9 protein-coding genes are annotated in these 14,704 nt (G+C 50.1%); 4 read left to right on the top strand and 5 right to left on the bottom strand.

The window, feature by feature from the left end; translation table 11 throughout:
- Positions 1 to 3 precede the first annotated feature (3 nt).
- The 5 genes from GJR95_RS24945 to GJR95_RS24925 form a co-directional block, all read right to left on the bottom strand.
- Positions 4 to 1,263 carry a carboxypeptidase-like regulatory domain-containing protein gene (locus GJR95_RS24945; protein WP_162388458.1) on the bottom strand — a complete coding sequence of 420 codons (1,260 nt, stop codon included), beginning with the start codon at positions 1,261 to 1,263 and terminating at the stop codon, positions 4 to 6.
- A gap of 267 nt (positions 1,264 to 1,530) precedes the next feature.
- Positions 1,531 to 3,687: a sensor histidine kinase gene (locus GJR95_RS24940; protein WP_162388457.1), complete on the bottom strand. Its 2,157-nt coding sequence runs from the start codon at positions 3,685 to 3,687 to the stop codon at positions 1,531 to 1,533.
- Positions 3,688 to 3,701: 14 nt separating this feature from the next.
- Positions 3,702 to 8,705 (bottom strand): DUF5995 family protein, encoded by a 5,004-nt coding sequence (locus tag GJR95_RS24935; protein ID WP_162388456.1) that lies wholly within the window; start codon positions 8,703 to 8,705, stop codon positions 3,702 to 3,704.
- A gap of 433 nt (positions 8,706 to 9,138) precedes the next feature.
- Positions 9,139 to 9,657: a GNAT family N-acetyltransferase gene (locus GJR95_RS24930; protein WP_162388455.1), complete on the bottom strand. Its 519-nt coding sequence runs from the start codon at positions 9,655 to 9,657 to the stop codon at positions 9,139 to 9,141.
- Between the two features lie 2 nt (positions 9,658 to 9,659).
- Positions 9,660 to 10,634 (bottom strand): methylenetetrahydrofolate reductase, encoded by a 975-nt coding sequence (locus GJR95_RS24925; RefSeq protein WP_162388454.1) that lies wholly within the window; start codon positions 10,632 to 10,634, stop codon positions 9,660 to 9,662.
- 695 nt (positions 10,635 to 11,329) lie between these two features.
- Between GJR95_RS24925 and GJR95_RS24920 the strand changes: the two genes are divergently transcribed.
- The 4 genes from GJR95_RS24920 to GJR95_RS24905 all read left to right on the top strand — a co-directional run bounded on the left by GJR95_RS24920 (position 11,330) and on the right by GJR95_RS24905 (position 14,591).
- Positions 11,330 to 11,656 (top strand): hypothetical protein, encoded by a 327-nt coding sequence (locus GJR95_RS24920; RefSeq protein WP_162388453.1) that lies wholly within the window; start codon positions 11,330 to 11,332, stop codon positions 11,654 to 11,656.
- Positions 11,653 to 11,856, top strand: coding sequence for a helix-turn-helix transcriptional regulator (locus tag GJR95_RS24915; RefSeq protein WP_162388452.1), 204 nt, complete (start codon positions 11,653 to 11,655; stop codon positions 11,854 to 11,856). Before GJR95_RS24920 ends, GJR95_RS24915 begins: the two co-directional genes overlap by 4 nt.
- Positions 11,857 to 12,133: 277 nt before the next feature.
- A complete protein-coding gene (locus GJR95_RS24910; protein WP_162388451.1) occupies positions 12,134 to 13,360 on the top strand; it encodes a multidrug effflux MFS transporter in 1,227 nt (408 codons plus the stop codon).
- Between the two features lie 154 nt (positions 13,361 to 13,514).
- Entirely contained in the window at positions 13,515 to 14,591 is a 1,077-nt protein-coding gene (locus GJR95_RS24905; RefSeq protein WP_162388450.1) for an alpha/beta fold hydrolase, read from the top strand.
- Positions 14,592 to 14,704: the final 113 nt, after the last annotated feature.

The raw sequence follows: 14,704 nt of genomic DNA, 5'->3' as shown, positions 1-14,704 counted from the left end.
GGGCTATAGAGGAAGTGATACCGACGTTTCTTCGCGGGGAGTCGCGTGTACGGAGGCTTGCTGCTGGTTTTTACGGGCCGTCACGCGGATGCTGGTTTCCTGTTGGTACTGTACCGGCAACGGGAGGACAAAACGCCCTACGCTGTCAGTTTGCTGGGCCGGAAAGTTCTCCGCCCAAACGGTGGCTTTGGGAACGGGCTGGCCGTTGTTATCGTAGACCGTGCCACGAATGCAGCACAAATCCTGGTGCGGAATTAACAACAATGTGGCTTCGGTTTCGGCCAATAGGAGCGTATCGACGGATGTACCGTTGCTAAACGCCTGATCCGGGCTGTTGAGCAGTTCGATGCGAACGGGTTTTTCCTGAAACTGGGCCGGAATTCCCGCAATCACTACCCGGCCGTTTGCATCGGCTGTTTCCTCACGGGGCGTATTTCCCAGAAGCAGCCGTAGTTTGACTTTACCCGCAACCGGGGCCTGGCCTTGCCCAGGGCGTAGGTAAACGATGTAGTCGAAACTCTGATGCGTGCGAAAATACTGATAACTCCCGCCCACAATCGCTATACTGCCCAGAATCAGGGCCAGGCGGATGTTGCGGTCGTAGCGGGTCCGGCGCTCGGCACTACGCAACTCCTCCCCGGCGGGCAGCTTCCATTGCGTAGTTACTTCATCGGGTGTCGAGAAGTACCATTGATTTCGGCTTACCTCTTCCAGTTCGGTAACGATACCGCCCCGGATGGTTTCGATCACAGTTGAGTCTTTAACCTGGAGTTCCAGACGTGCCCGGTCCAGTGCTTCCGCCAGGGTCGTGCCACTGATCAGGGCGCGGTAAAACGTAATCGAGAACTGGGTCGCTACCGTATCCTCAACGGGGGTGCTGGTGGCAATGATAGCGGCTTTGCTGTTTTGCTGCCGAAGCAACTGGATGTGTTCCAGCGTGGAACAGCCATTTAAAAAGATCAATCGGAGCTGCGGGCAACGGGCCAGCAGTTGCGCAACCCCCACGGCTCTGGCTGGTGAATCTTCCAGATGGAGCATGGAAGCCCCCGCGTGTCCACTGTAATGAAACAGACACAACGAGTCCTGATACGTAATGATTTTGCTGGCAATGGAGTTGGTTGTGGCGAATGAATCCCGAATCTTTTGAAAGTGTTGTTGGCTGCTTAATGGGTCCAGCAACCGATCAATGGTATCGTCCTCGCGCCGTAGTTCTGGCAGCGGACGATCCCGGTCGTTGGCAAAGCAGAAAAGAAGGGTTTTCATAAGTGAAAGAATACAGAAATCACTATAAATCTAGCGCAAAAGATTATATATCAGCCTGTTTACCTGGGTAATTATTGAGTTGACGGTACGCCAACTTATGATCCATTAGTAACCGGTTACATCCTGTTTTCATACGGCTCATTTTCGTACATGGCAGGTCTCGGCTTAGGCAGCAGCGGAATGAGCGATTCGTTGGCCCCGACATCTATCAGCCCTCCTGTCCGGACTTGCAAAAGCGGACTGCGATCGTAGGAAGTTCCTGGGAACTCATGATCCAGAGGAACTAAGTGGTAGATAAACGTGAAATTCAGTGAAATTGCCTTCTTCCGTGTGAACGTCTATACGCCCGCCGTTGCCGTTGGTAACGATGTCGTAGCTGAGCGATAGGCCCAGCCCAATACCCTGTCCGGTGGGTTTGGTCGTGAAAAATGGCTGAAAAATCTTGGGACGGATCGACACGGGAATGCCTGCACCATTGTCGTATACGGTGAGTTTAACTTCGTTTTTCGTCCGTTCCGTCCGAACGCATACAGTTGGCTGATAATCGGCAGGCTGCTTCCGGGCTTTCTGAGCCACTTCGTAAAAAGCGTTATTGAACAAATTCTGCAACACCCGCCCCATATCCTGCGGCACCAGATCAATCATGCCCACCTTAGGGTCTAGGTCGGTAATTAGCTGGGCGTTAAGTTGAGCCAGCGAACCCGACTTGTCTTTGGCCAGCAGGGCGTGATAGCTCAAATGGATGTACCTGTCGGCCAAAGCGTTAAGGTCTGTGGGTTGGCGCGGGCCAGAGGTGCCAGTACGGGCGTGTTCAAGCATATTTCCAACGATGTCCGCTGCCCGCTGTCCGTTCTGTGCGATAGACTGTAAATTTTTTCGGATATCACCCGTCAGATCGGTCACCAACGGATAGTCGTTCGTTTCTACACCCTCTTTCAACTCATCGGCCAGCTCGACCGACATTTTGGCGAAATTATTGACGAAGTTGAGCGGATTCAGGATTTCGTGGGCAATACCCGCCGTCACTTCGCCCAGCGACGCAAGTTTTGCCTGCTGAATCAGTTGCGTCTGGGTGGCCTGCAGCGTGGTTAATGTTTTCTGCAATTCTTCCTTCTGACTATGTAGTTCCGCCGTGCGTAGGCTTACTTTTTCTTCCAGGATAGTGTTCTGCTGCGCTACCAGTTGCCGGTTGGCTTCGGTCAGTCGAAGCTGTTCCTGTACGGCAGCTTCCTGCTGTTGTTTGAGCAGGTTTACCTTGTTGGTCAGGGCGAGCGTAAATAGAATAATCTCAATGCCCGACCCCAGATGCAGGCTATTATAAGTCCAGAACGAGTACGGTAACGTCCCGTTGGCGTAAGCCAGAAAAAGGAAAATAGACGCAAAAAAGACCAGGTTACCAATGACGTAGAACAGGGCGGGCCGGAATCCCCGACGGAAGATGATGATCCCCGCCGTTACGCTGAAAATGCCTTCCAGCAAGGCAATTTGGGGAACAAAGTCCAACCGACGGCTTTCGCCCACTGACGCACTGACGCCGATGAGGTTGAGAACGATCCCGATCGCGTAGAGGATCAGTATGCCGATGCCCAGTTTGTAGAATAGCGGAGCTCGCTGGCGCAGACGAAGAAAGGCCAGCGTGAACGGGATATGCACCAGCCCCGTAAGCCCGGCCAGGACCGTAGCGTAGCGCTCGATAGCGGGGTTCGACGGCCAGAAAAACTCGTTGGTATGACCCCGAAAAAGGGCCAGTTGCAGCCCCATAAAAATGACCCAGATGCTATACAGGAGCGTATCGTTTTCCCGAAGCCGAACGTATAGAAGCAGGCTGTAAATAATGATAATCAGGATAAATCCGTAATAGAGGCCGTAAAACAGATCGTCCCGGTGCAACGTTTGCAACAACATCCCCGTGGCCTGGGCGTAGATGGGCAGCGCCGTAGTGAATACTCCGCGCATCTGCACATAGAAGACGTGCGTTTGGCCCTGGCGAACCGACGTAGGGCACACTTCATTACTTTTCAGATATGTGTATGTCCGTTGGGGTTGGAGCGTGCCGAGTTGATAGGTCTCCAGGAGCTTTCCATCAGCCACTTCATAAACGGTGATGTATTCGGTTCCAGCGTAAACGAAGTGCAGAAACAGGTCCGATGCGGTTTGGTTTGTCAGCTCGAACCGAAACCAGTATTCAAACTGGCGATAATAAGGTTTGATCAGCCCATGCTGGGTAGGTACAAATTGATACCGTTCTGGGTTTTGCAGCAAAGCCTTCATCGATAAACTCCCTGCTTTCGTCTCCAGCAGCGTACTGGCATTGAAGAGATTATAGGATTGAGCTGGGTCCTGAACAACGACCGGCGCTGCCCGAAGCGAACTAATCAGCAGGAAGGCCAACAAGGCGAAGAGATAACAGCGTTTTATGGGCATGGATCAACGGGTAATTAAGCGACTTCGGGCAGCAACGCCGTTCGAAGCATAACATCTATTTTGTGGGCGGCCGTTCCGAATTCCTGTTTGGCAATGCGTTGCAACGGCATTCGCAACAACACCGGCGGATGCACGATAGCGTCGCCCAACGCGGTGGCGTCGGCTTCAAGCTGGGCGAGCAGCCGGGCGTATTCGGTGGTGTCGGTTGCCCGATGAAGTTGTCCGCTTTTCTGCCAGGCCAGCTCACGGCCTTTTTTCATCACTTCGCTCTCAAGTCGTATGATTTGGTCGGAAAAGTAGGTCAGTATACGACCGAAAGGCCGGAAGATCCGCCCGACATTGTCGTTCATCTGGTGGTACAGATCGTCGAAGAGCGCGTTCATCTGGGTAAAATCGTCTTTGAACCGCTCAATGTCTTTACCTCGATATACCTCCGCTACGACAATGGGCAGGTCATACGTGATATGCGCGTTGGCTGCCGAAAAAATATGCTGATCGGTAGTGAGGAGCGTCTGGGCAGCATCGAACGAAAGTTGCCAGGGACCCGGTGCGGGTTTGCCGTCGAAGTACAGATTGATAGCCTCAAAATAACGGTTTCCAAATCCCACATCGACCTGTTCCATCTCCACCGGATTCTCAAATAGGCCGAGTCGGATACCAGCTGCCACGCGCTCCGTAACCAGTTTATAAACAGCACAGAACAGCCCCATTGGATTGTTCTGTGCCCGAAAGTGGCGCGCCAGTTTATCCAGGTAACTGATCATATCCTCAATACGATCGAGGGGTGGAATCCGAAAGTCGGGCGTGACGGCCTCCCAGTCGTCGGTCAGAGCCGAGGGTAAGTAAAACTGTTCGTGTTTCGCGGCATTGGTAAACCGCATGAATCCAGTGACCATGCTGTGGCTCAACGAGCGGCCCAAAGCTGCCAGCAGTAGGTTCCGCTCGTTCATTCCCCGAATGCCCTTGTCTAACCATTGAGCCGCTTCCAGTACAAACGAGTTGTCTGGATCGACGGTTGCGATGCGGAGCATGTCGGCGTAGTGATCGCCAATGAAAAATCGGACAAAATAAGGCGACAGCCGCTTGAGCGGCCCCACCACCATCCGCTCGTTCATGAGCTCGATGCACGCATTGGTTAGTTCGGCCCCTTCCATGGAAGGTCCGGCCTGGTGGTCCATAATGGCCTTCATCAGGGCACGAGCCTCGTTTTCGTCTTCTACTGCCAGATCGGGGTCAATGCCTATCATCGTCCCTACGACGCTCCACAGGTGCATATACGCACTACGCTCTTCGGGCGTGAGCATTACGCCGAGCTGGTCCAGCCCATCAAGGATAGTTACACTGAAGGACAAGAGCGTACCGGCTAAATCTTCCTGGTTAATGGGAATGCCGTAAGTATCTATGTCCCAGGCCCGCTGTTGCGCAAAGTACCGGATGGTCGCGTGTATAAGCCGGACTTTCTGCGTAGCGACAATGGCTGTACCGTCATGCTCAAAATTATTGTGCGTCATCATGTCTACCACAAACTGGGCGGTTTCCATTACCCGTCGGCTAAAGGCATCCAGAGAGCCGTCGTTAACGCGCAACCGACCGGTGCGATACAGCACTTTGGCCCCTCGCCAGCAGGTGTAGCAAAGCGGAAGCGACTTGCAGAGCAGAATAAACAGGATTTTCGGGCCATGATGCTTGAACACCTCGCTGGCGATCATCAGTTTGAACGGCTCGGCGTTGGCGGGTAGCTGGCGGGTTTGCCCGAAATAATTCTCAACGATGCGCTTAACCGGATCAGGCAGCACGTCGAAAGCAGGATTGGGAAAGTGTCGGTTTCGCACGAGCACCTGAAAAATCTGGTCGATTTCGCCTTTTTGGTTTTCGGCCAGCAATGTTTCGATAACGTGGTCGGCCAAAGGGTCGCCTAACAGGCGCTTGCTTTCCAGGTAAGCGGTTGACCAACGTTCGGGGGCGTCGCCATCCTCACCGGTTGCGTCGGTGGATGCGGCATCGATACTGTCGGTTTTTCCTTCCTTGTGGTTGATGTGGCTTACATATCGTGAAGCCAAACGCAGAAAGCCTTTGTCGTTGGGATGAACTTCATCGTACCAGTAATCGGCGGGCCGGTTGGTGCGCTGAATCGTACTGCGCAAATCAAGATACGTTACGTTCGAATAAGCATCCGACACCCGGCGGAGTTCGTTGTTAAAGGCATCGACTACATAGCGGATAATTGCTTCGCGCTCGTTGGCGTCCGTAATACCTTTGGCTACCAGGATTTTACCTAGCCAGCCGGGTTGCCTATTCATGGCGGTATTTGCCGGAATGACATAATCGTAACCGTGTATCAGTACGTTTACCTTCGGATATCCCTGCTGCACGAGTCGCAGCATACGGGTGAAGCGTTCATTTAGCTGCGCCAACGTTTCGTCAATAGCGTCGGACACATATCGGGAAGCATCCGATACGTCGGTACGGGGTACGTCGCGAATGAGTCGGGGAAAGGCTTCACCAAATAACTCATCGCCCCCTCCGCTTAGAAGGAAAAATGCTGGTTTTACCTGTGCGATAGCCTCCAGAAAACTACCCTCTTTCAGGTAGTCATCCATCGTGGCCCCCGCACTGGCTACGTTGTAAACGGTATAAACTCCCGACAGATAATCGACAATATCCCGCAGCAGAAACGGATAATGGAACCAGGAATCACCCTCCGCCACGATGCGGATACGGTCTGGATAGCGGATCAGGTTTTGTCGGTATTGCCGATTCCGTAACTGGTTCGCTATCCGATTGGCAATGCCTACTTTCAGGTCGTTCCAGAGCCCACGTTCGCCCTCGGCCGGGTGTATCAAAACCAGTTCGTCGCGGAGTTGTAAATCTGGCAGCAACCCATTGGCCTGGGTCATTTTGTAATATAAACCCAGTGCAAAATCAGTCTGAACGGAGTAAGACCCGTCAGCAACCGGTTCCAGCATTTGGCTTACTTCATCCGCCCGAACCTGGTTGTAAAGCGGATTAACTAGTTGAAGGGTAATAGTTTGCGTACTCCATTCGGGTAGGGGTTCGGTTTCGTCGGCGTCGATTTCGAATGCTCCCCGGTTCATTCCCTCCGGTTTGTTGCGGTCGGTCAGTACTGGGGGCGAAGGCAGCGCGTTTAACTTTATAAACGCCAGTGTTTTCTCCGACAGCGGCTCCGTCGTAATAAGTAATTTAATCTGTTCGAAAACCGTGGGCCAGTTATACTGTCGGATTACCTCTTCCAGTCCCAGCCGCAATGTTGTTTGCCGACCCGTCGGCGCTTTTCGATCGGCCAAACCCAACGCGACGTTTTGGCCAGCTTCCAGGCGGTAATTTGTGGGCAGAAAATCCAGAAACGAACCAAAATCCCGCGAAAGATACAGCACCGTACAATACAGCGCCTGATCATTGGGATTAGTCAGCCGAATGCGAAGTTGCGCCAAATAAGGTTTAGTTGGGTTTATACGGGTAAACTGAACAGGCAATGGCGCTGGATGGGCTTCAGTTAAGGGTATGGACTGCTCCGATGTGGTTTCTACCTCTACATTTAATACCGGATCAGTAACCTCGGGGTTACGGAGATGGGTCAGGTAGTGCCAGCGGGCCAGGTGGCGCAGGTCTTCCGCCAATCCCTCAAACGCCTGCGGATTGTCGGCCTGAACGGGGCGAATGAGTGGTCGCTCGTGGGCTAACGGATCGGTTATATCAGGATGGGTGATGTAATAGAGTCCGTTACGAACGTGCAGGCAATAGTCGGCTTTAGCCGGATCATCTTCCGTCACGAAGCAGGCGCCAGCCCGATTGTTTAGCTCGCTCAACAAATCGGGTAAATCGCTTGCCAGGCCACCGTGATTGAACAACTGAAGCCGAATGGGTTGACTCAACAGACCCGCCACTGTTGCCCGATAGACGATCATTTTGTCGAGTATAGGCCGTAAAGCATCGGGAAGGGTTACAACGCTATAATCGGCCCCGATCCGTTCAATACCGAGCAGATAACGTTCTCCATCGCGGTCATACAGATAAATAGTTTGATCGGACTTCCCGACTCCATGAATAGCCCCCACGTCGAGCAGCCAGCCTTCCTGTCTATTGAACATAACAGAGGCCGTGAGCGTATCGGCATCAAGCGGCTGGTTCAGAAATCCCCGGCTCAGCAGGCTATCCCCACCATCGCTGGGTGAGCCTGCCGCCGGTGTATATATTCGTAGGTGCTGTTCGTAGCCGAACCGCATCGTTTGCCGAACGCGGTTGTGCAAATCGCCATACGATAACTGCCCGTGAGCCGCTCCCAACACCGCCAGCAGATGTTTGGTAAAAACGCCTTCGCCATTAACTTCCACCGCACTCTCATCCGACTCACAGGCGGCCATCTGAACATGCGCACCCTGAGGCAGCGCCGTTTCGATGCCATGGCTTTTAATCAATTCAGCCGGCACCGTGGTGTGAAAACAAAAGCCATTATACGGGCGTTGAGGGGCGTTGAAGGTCAGTCGTCGTTCGCGCACATCCTGTTCGGCAAGCGCGGCCATCAGCAACACGTCGGATCGGGTATTATCGCCCGAATGACAGCAATCGAACGCGGTGACGACGTGCGCCCCCGTTGCGCCGACCTGACCGATGAGGTAGCGCAGTTCTTTGTCGGCCAGCAGAAAATCCCATGTATTGGCAGTGCCCGCATCATGGCAAACCAGGCATTCAAGTTGTCCGTCGGTTTCGGTGAGCCAGATTGTTGAATCGGCGGCTTCCTGCGTGCCATGCCCGGCAAAATAAAACAGCACGGTATCATCCGGACCCGCCTGAGCCAGATGGGTCTGAAACCCGTCAATAATGGCGGTTTTATTGGCTTGCTGGTCGGTTAGGACCTGTATGTTCAGGGTGAAATGGGGCGCTAATAGTCCTAAATAATTATTGACAGAAAGCGCATCGTTAACGGGCCCGCGTAAAGGGCGTACCCGTTCGTAAGCGCCAATACCCACAATTAAGGCATAAAGATTAGGGCTAGGCATGTTGACGAGTATAGAGGAAAGTATGCGTTAAGGTACGTAATGTTGGCGGAAAATTCTTTAAAATTTTGAGTGTTAGGTTAGTTGTATTTCGCCAACCGATGATTGAGTCGGACAGCCATTAAAATCGTCGAAATACGGCCGCGCCACAGAGGCTTCATCTGGCACATTTCGCCACCGGGTGCCCGGCGAAACCTGGGCTTTCGTTTACATTGATATGCATCTGATAGGGGCCGGGCGGCCAACTAGTTCAGGGAAGATGTTAGCCAAAGGAGCTTAGTAAGACAGTCTGCTTCGGCGTAGCGCGGCCTATGCCGTCCGATCAAATTAGTATTTGCTTCGAACTGGAGTAGGATTGTCATTTTTTTAATACCTGTCAAATACGATCAGTCGCATAGTATACACACTACGTTGCAAACTCCGCATTGAGCTGTGACTACAAACAAAGCTCATAAAATAACTCGTTTGATCGTATTCCGTCAGGCCACACTCGTTCTTCCGAGTGAGTGAAGTTGAAGCCAGCCTTCTGATTAGCCGCTTTCGACATTAGATTGGTATCACGGTGTGAAACTATGGCTTTATCGTATCCATTTTGTTTGGCCCAGTCGATCCGTGCATCGTAAAAGAGTTTCGATAATCCTCGGCCTCGATGTTCTTTCTTTATATAGGAAGCGACCAGAACAACCGAATTGCCCATGCTTGTTTGTCTTCCGATACCAGTGATGCCAACGCATTCTCCATTATCCAGAAACAGCCCAAAATACGCCTTATCTTTCGCAGCGAGCCTTTCCTGCCAGCTACTATCGGAAAGCAGTGATTCTTTTGCAAATGAGCTACCGAAGACTCCTGGTTCTTCTGTCAACGCTTCGAGTCTTATTTTTTTTAGAGACATCCAGTCCTGTTTTTCAAACTGGTAAAGGGAGTAACCATCTCTTTCAAAATTAGTACCACGCATACTTATCTGTAACCGTTCGTGACTTCATAATCCTTACTTTCTGACGACTTCCTTACCCCTTTATGATGAAGCATCTGACCTATCTCATTGGCTAAATAGATTGACGCTTCGATCTCGGCTTTGCGAATGGCAACGCTTTCGATATTGAAGCCGAAGGGGATAGAGCGTTCCATACAGTAGGTGGTCAGCTCCGAAGCGATATCGAGGCATATCTTTACAGATTTCTCCAGAATATCGTCTGATTTTTTCAGGTCTTCTTTCAATTCATCCGGTACGTGAATACCTAGCCACTCCATAAAATGCAGTGTTTTGGTAGATCCACAGGCGGTAATCGTGAAAATGATGGTCGGGGATTTTATGTGCTCCCTGTTACAACTGATCGCCAGGTCTTCGATGACCTGCTTTGCGTAGTCAAGATTGAAAACACACTGTGAAATAAAGTAAGATACTCCGCAGTTCATCTTATCCAGCATCCTGACATCTTCATCTTTCAGCACTTTATGCCTTTCGGGGATGGTTACAGCACCGATAACGGAGGTATCCTGGTGTTTGCTCCAGATCTTGTAAGCTTCCGGGAGGCTAGTTTTTACCGGGAAATCCGGCGCTGGTACGCCTACAAAAACAGGGTAGAAATTGTATCCGTGCAGCTCTTCCAGCCAAGCTGATAGCTCGACGTTAGAAAATTTGCCGGCAGGTCGGTAGATTATTTTCGGGATGTTTAAAGTCGACAGATAGTCGGCGGCAAAAACAAGAGGGTCAAGCGCATTTAAAAACGGAAAGGGCCTTTTTTCTGTTGTCCGGGCCGACTCATCCTGTACATCATATACCACGAGTGCATCGATATCCAGGGTAGACAGTCGCTCCATTGTTTTTTGGGCAATTTCGGCAATGCGTTCAGGGGTAGTACCGGCTTTGGGCGGAGTGATGCCGTAAAGCAGCACGCCTGATTCTCCGGATTTGATCTTTTCTAGAAACATGGTGGTATTTGAACCAGGGCTTAAGGCTTCTTCATCTGGTTTTTAAAGATACTATCTATATGATGGATTTTCCGCCTTCATCGCTTGTACTTCTGTAACTCCATCTCATCTTCGGGCCTACGGCATCGTGTCCTTACCCGTTTAGGCGAGTCTGTTTCGACTGGAGTTAAAAGTAGCTCAGTAGCATCTGGTCTTTCAAGGATAATCGGACATTTCCTACTTTGATTTAAGTACCTGTCCCACTTTTTCGTAGCCTACATACTACAACGCAAGCGGGGTGAGTAGCTCTCACAGGCTTATCGATGGTATGAATCACAAACTGAAACCCGACTTGAGCCTAATTGATTTTTCCTGGCTGGATAGAGGCTGAAGAAGTTTCAGTAATCGAGCAAAACGCATCATTTGTCAGGCCGGTGGCTAACTTCAACCAAAATGTAGGGGGCTGTTGGAACACCTCACTTACGAACAAAACCTATTAAGGTCTCAATACGCTTATTCTTCTTCAATGTTCAGTACTGATAAGAATCATCATTACACGAAGAGCCATAATACTTGACAAAAAGTCTATAATACTTGACAAAAAGAAACGTTTACATATCTTTGAAAGAAGCTAAACAATAGAACATAATGGAACACTCTAAAAAAAACTGAACCAACGCTCGGTTATCTTCGCCCTCCTGCACGTAGCCACCTATTTGCCGGCAACATGGCTGTTAACAGGTCAACGATTTAGTCAACCTGTTTCGGTACTTATTGCAGTAGTACCAATTATTACGTTCGCCATTTTTATTGTTAAATTCATCAACGACTTTTCGGTATTGGACGAAGTGAAGCAACGGGTGCAATTGGAAGCCGTTGTGATCGGTTTTGCATTGACAGCTATGCTGCTGATGCTGTTGTTTTTGCTTGGCCTATGTGATATTTCGAACCCCGACCTGTTTGGCTATGGACAACTGGCGGGCTATTGCTGGGGTTTTTATTTTATTGGCTGGTTGATTTCGAAAAAAAAGTACGGAGTATGAAAAACACGATTAAGGTGGAACGAGCTAAGAAAAACTGGACACAGGCCGACCTGGCAACACACATCGGGATATCCCGACAGGGGCTAAATTCGATTGAAACCGGGAAATTTATCCCATCCACGGTACTTGCCTTACGGATGGCTAAGGTTTTTAATACGACTGTCGAAGTTTTGTTTCAATTGGATGACTTAGAGGAGTGATTAAGGAGGAATCGGAAAGGATTTTGAAAAAGGTCAACTATTGAAAACTCAAATTTTCGGCTAAATAGCCGTTTCTGAATTAGTTAGTCATCAAAATTTCCGTTGGACCTTACCACAAATGAGTTATGCAACAATCACGTAGATTATCTTTTTAGTTTGTAGCTGCCTGTGAGGAACCATTAAAAGTAACTGCTTCTTCTTAAAGAGCATTTCTTCGCTAGTTGAAGTAGAGTCTGCTAATTGGCCCATAACTACTTCGTAAAGTAATTCAGCACTAATGACGACAAAACGATACGTCTTTTTAATTCTGATTTTGGGTTCCTTATCGGCTCTGGGCCCTTTCTCAATCGACATGTATTTGCCCGGTTTTCTGGCTATCGCCAAAGACCTACACACCACCGTTGCCAGTGTCTCGCTTTCCCTGTCGAGCTTCTTTATCGGCATCTCAGCCGGGCAATTGCTATATGGACCGCTACTTGACCGCTTTGGGCGGAAGAAGCCGCTTTGTCTGGGGCTGATTCTCTACGTAGTAGCATCCGCCGGTTGCCTTTTCATCCACTCTGTCGATACGCTGATCGCTCTTCGATTTGTTCAGGCGATTGGTAGTTGTGCCGCTGCTGTTGCTGCGGTGGCAATGGTCCGGGATTTGTTTCCCATTGAGGACAATGCCAAGGTATTCTCCCTGCTCTTGCTGGTGCTTGGGGCTTCACCCATGATTGCCCCCACAGTAGGCGGCTACGTAATCGCGGCTTATGGATGGCAGGCGGTATTTTTGATTTTAATGGTGTTGGGAACACTCATCCTGCTGGCTACCTTTTTCTGGCTGCCTGAAAGCTATCAACCTGATCCATCGTATTCGTTAAAGCCCAAACCAATTCTTACCCGGTTCTGGTCGGTGCTTCGGGAGCCCCAGTTTTATACCTATGCGCTGGCAGGTGCGGTTACGTTCTCGGGTTTGTTTGCTTATGTGGCTGGATCAGCGCAGGTATTTATGGGTATATACAAAGTCAGTGGCCAGGGATATGGATGGATATTCGCCTTTTTGTCTGTCGGCTTTATTGGCTCCAGCCAACTGAACAGTATCGCTTTGCGTTACTATCGAAGTGAACAGATTGTACCTGTCGCCTTACTGAGCCAATCGATAATTGGCCTCATTTTCTTAATTAGTGCGCTATTGGGCTTGCTGGGACTGTTTAGCACGATTGCGTTTTTATTTGCCTTTCTGTGTTGCCTGGGTTTTACCAATCCTAATACGTCGGCGTTATCATTAGCGCCGTTTGCGAATAATGCCGGAAGTGCATCGGCGCTGATGGGTGCTCTCCAGATGGGCATTGGGGCGCTTGCTTCGGTGGCCGTAAGCCTATTTGATGTTCAATCGGCAGTGCCCATGATCAGTATAATGGCCGTGGCTGCAACGGGCGCACTGCTGATTTTGCTCATTGGCCGTCGGAAGATTGTTCGACCTGTAGTAGAGGATGGTCAAACAGCGCCGGTTTTCCATTAATGACCAATTCAGTTTATACGTAGCAACTACTAGGTGCTCTCCCAAACCAGCCAGCATTTGGAGAACACCACATCTGTCTCTTTAGCTTGTTTTACAACCGGTTAGCCTGTATTTTTAGTCACTTCCAAATTAGAAACCCCACTTCACTGGAAAAATGAAACTATTTATAGTGCTCTGGAGTGCTATCCTGATCAGCCTAAATGGATATGCCCAGGCAAAATTTCCCACGGGTACCGAATCAGATTACGCAATCAAAAACTTCAAATTTGAAACTGGTGACGTTCTCCCCCAACTCAATATCCATTACACAACCCTTGGGCAGCCAGTAAAAGACAAAACCGGAACGGTGATCAATGCCGTCTTAATCATGCATGGCACGACCGGCAGTGGCCGTGGTTTTTTAAGCGATCTGTTTGCCGGGAATCTATTCAGCCCCGGCCAATTGCTGGATGTCGCCAAATATTATATCATATTACCCGATGCCGTAGGGCATGGAAAATCGAGCAAGCCAAGCAATGGTTTACGCATGAAGTTTCCTGAATACACCTATGATGATATGGTTGCCGCCAACTACCGACTGCTCACCGAGCATTTAGGTGTCAATCATCTTCGCCTGGTTTTGGGTACCTCCATGGGCGCTATGCAGGCGTGGGTATGGGGCTATACCTACCCTGATTTTATGGATGCCCTGATGCCGCTGGCGAGCCTTCCTGTAGAAATTGCGGGTCGAAATCGGATGGTGCGGAAAATGGCCATTGATCTGATTAAAATGGATCCGGAATGGAAACAGGGGGAGTATACCTCGCAGCCAAAGGTTGGCTTAACGGGTGCCATATCATCCCTGATTTTTATGACCAGCAGTCCGTTTCAGATGCAAAAAGGGTCGCCCACCAAATCAAAGGCCGATTCGTCCCTGGTGATGCTGGAACAGAGGTATTTTACGTCCCTGGATGCCAATGATTTTATTTATCAATTTGATGCCTCCCGGGACTACAATCCCGCACCTAATCTGTCTAAAATAAAAGCGCCTTTGTTTGCTATAAACTCTGCTGATGATCAGGTTAATCCCCCTGAACTCCAACTCATGGAAAAGCACATCGGAAGCGTTAAACGGGGTCGCTACATTCTACTGCCTATATCGGACAAAACGACGGGCCATGGTACCCATTCCAACCCGACCATCTGGGGCGGTTATCTTCAGGAATTATTGACGCTGACGGCTAAAGAATAAGGTAATTACTTTTTTTATTTTTCTGGGTGCAACTGATTGAGCCGCGACGGCGGGTATTAATTCATCTCTCATGCAATGCCTGCAAAGCGAACCGTCGGTTCATCGTGTAAACA

Origin of the sequence: Spirosoma endbachense (assembly GCF_010233585.1) — a bacterium.
Classification (GTDB): domain Bacteria; phylum Bacteroidota; class Bacteroidia; order Cytophagales; family Spirosomataceae; genus Spirosoma; species Spirosoma endbachense.
The sequence above is the reverse complement of the archived record's forward strand: the minus strand, read 5'-3'. Positions and strand labels throughout refer to the sequence as shown.

Coding starts and splice junctions, on each gene's coding strand:
- GJR95_RS24945 (WP_162388458.1), bottom strand. CDS start 1,263: ATGAAAACCCTTCTTTTCTGCTTTGCCAACGACCGGGATCGTCCGCTG.
- GJR95_RS24940 (WP_162388457.1), bottom strand. CDS start 3,687: ATGCCCATAAAACGCTGTTATCTCTTCGCCTTGTTGGCCTTCCTGCTG.
- GJR95_RS24935 (WP_162388456.1), bottom strand. CDS start 8,705: ATGCCTAGCCCTAATCTTTATGCCTTAATTGTGGGTATTGGCGCTTAC.
- GJR95_RS24930 (WP_162388455.1), bottom strand. CDS start 9,657: ATGCGTGGTACTAATTTTGAAAGAGATGGTTACTCCCTTTACCAGTTT.
- GJR95_RS24925 (WP_162388454.1), bottom strand. CDS start 10,634: ATGTTTCTAGAAAAGATCAAATCCGGAGAATCAGGCGTGCTGCTTTAC.
- GJR95_RS24915 (WP_162388452.1), top strand. CDS start 11,653: ATGAAAAACACGATTAAGGTGGAACGAGCTAAGAAAAACTGGACACAG.
- GJR95_RS24910 (WP_162388451.1), top strand. CDS start 12,134: ATGACGACAAAACGATACGTCTTTTTAATTCTGATTTTGGGTTCCTTA.
- GJR95_RS24905 (WP_162388450.1), top strand. CDS start 13,515: ATGAAACTATTTATAGTGCTCTGGAGTGCTATCCTGATCAGCCTAAAT.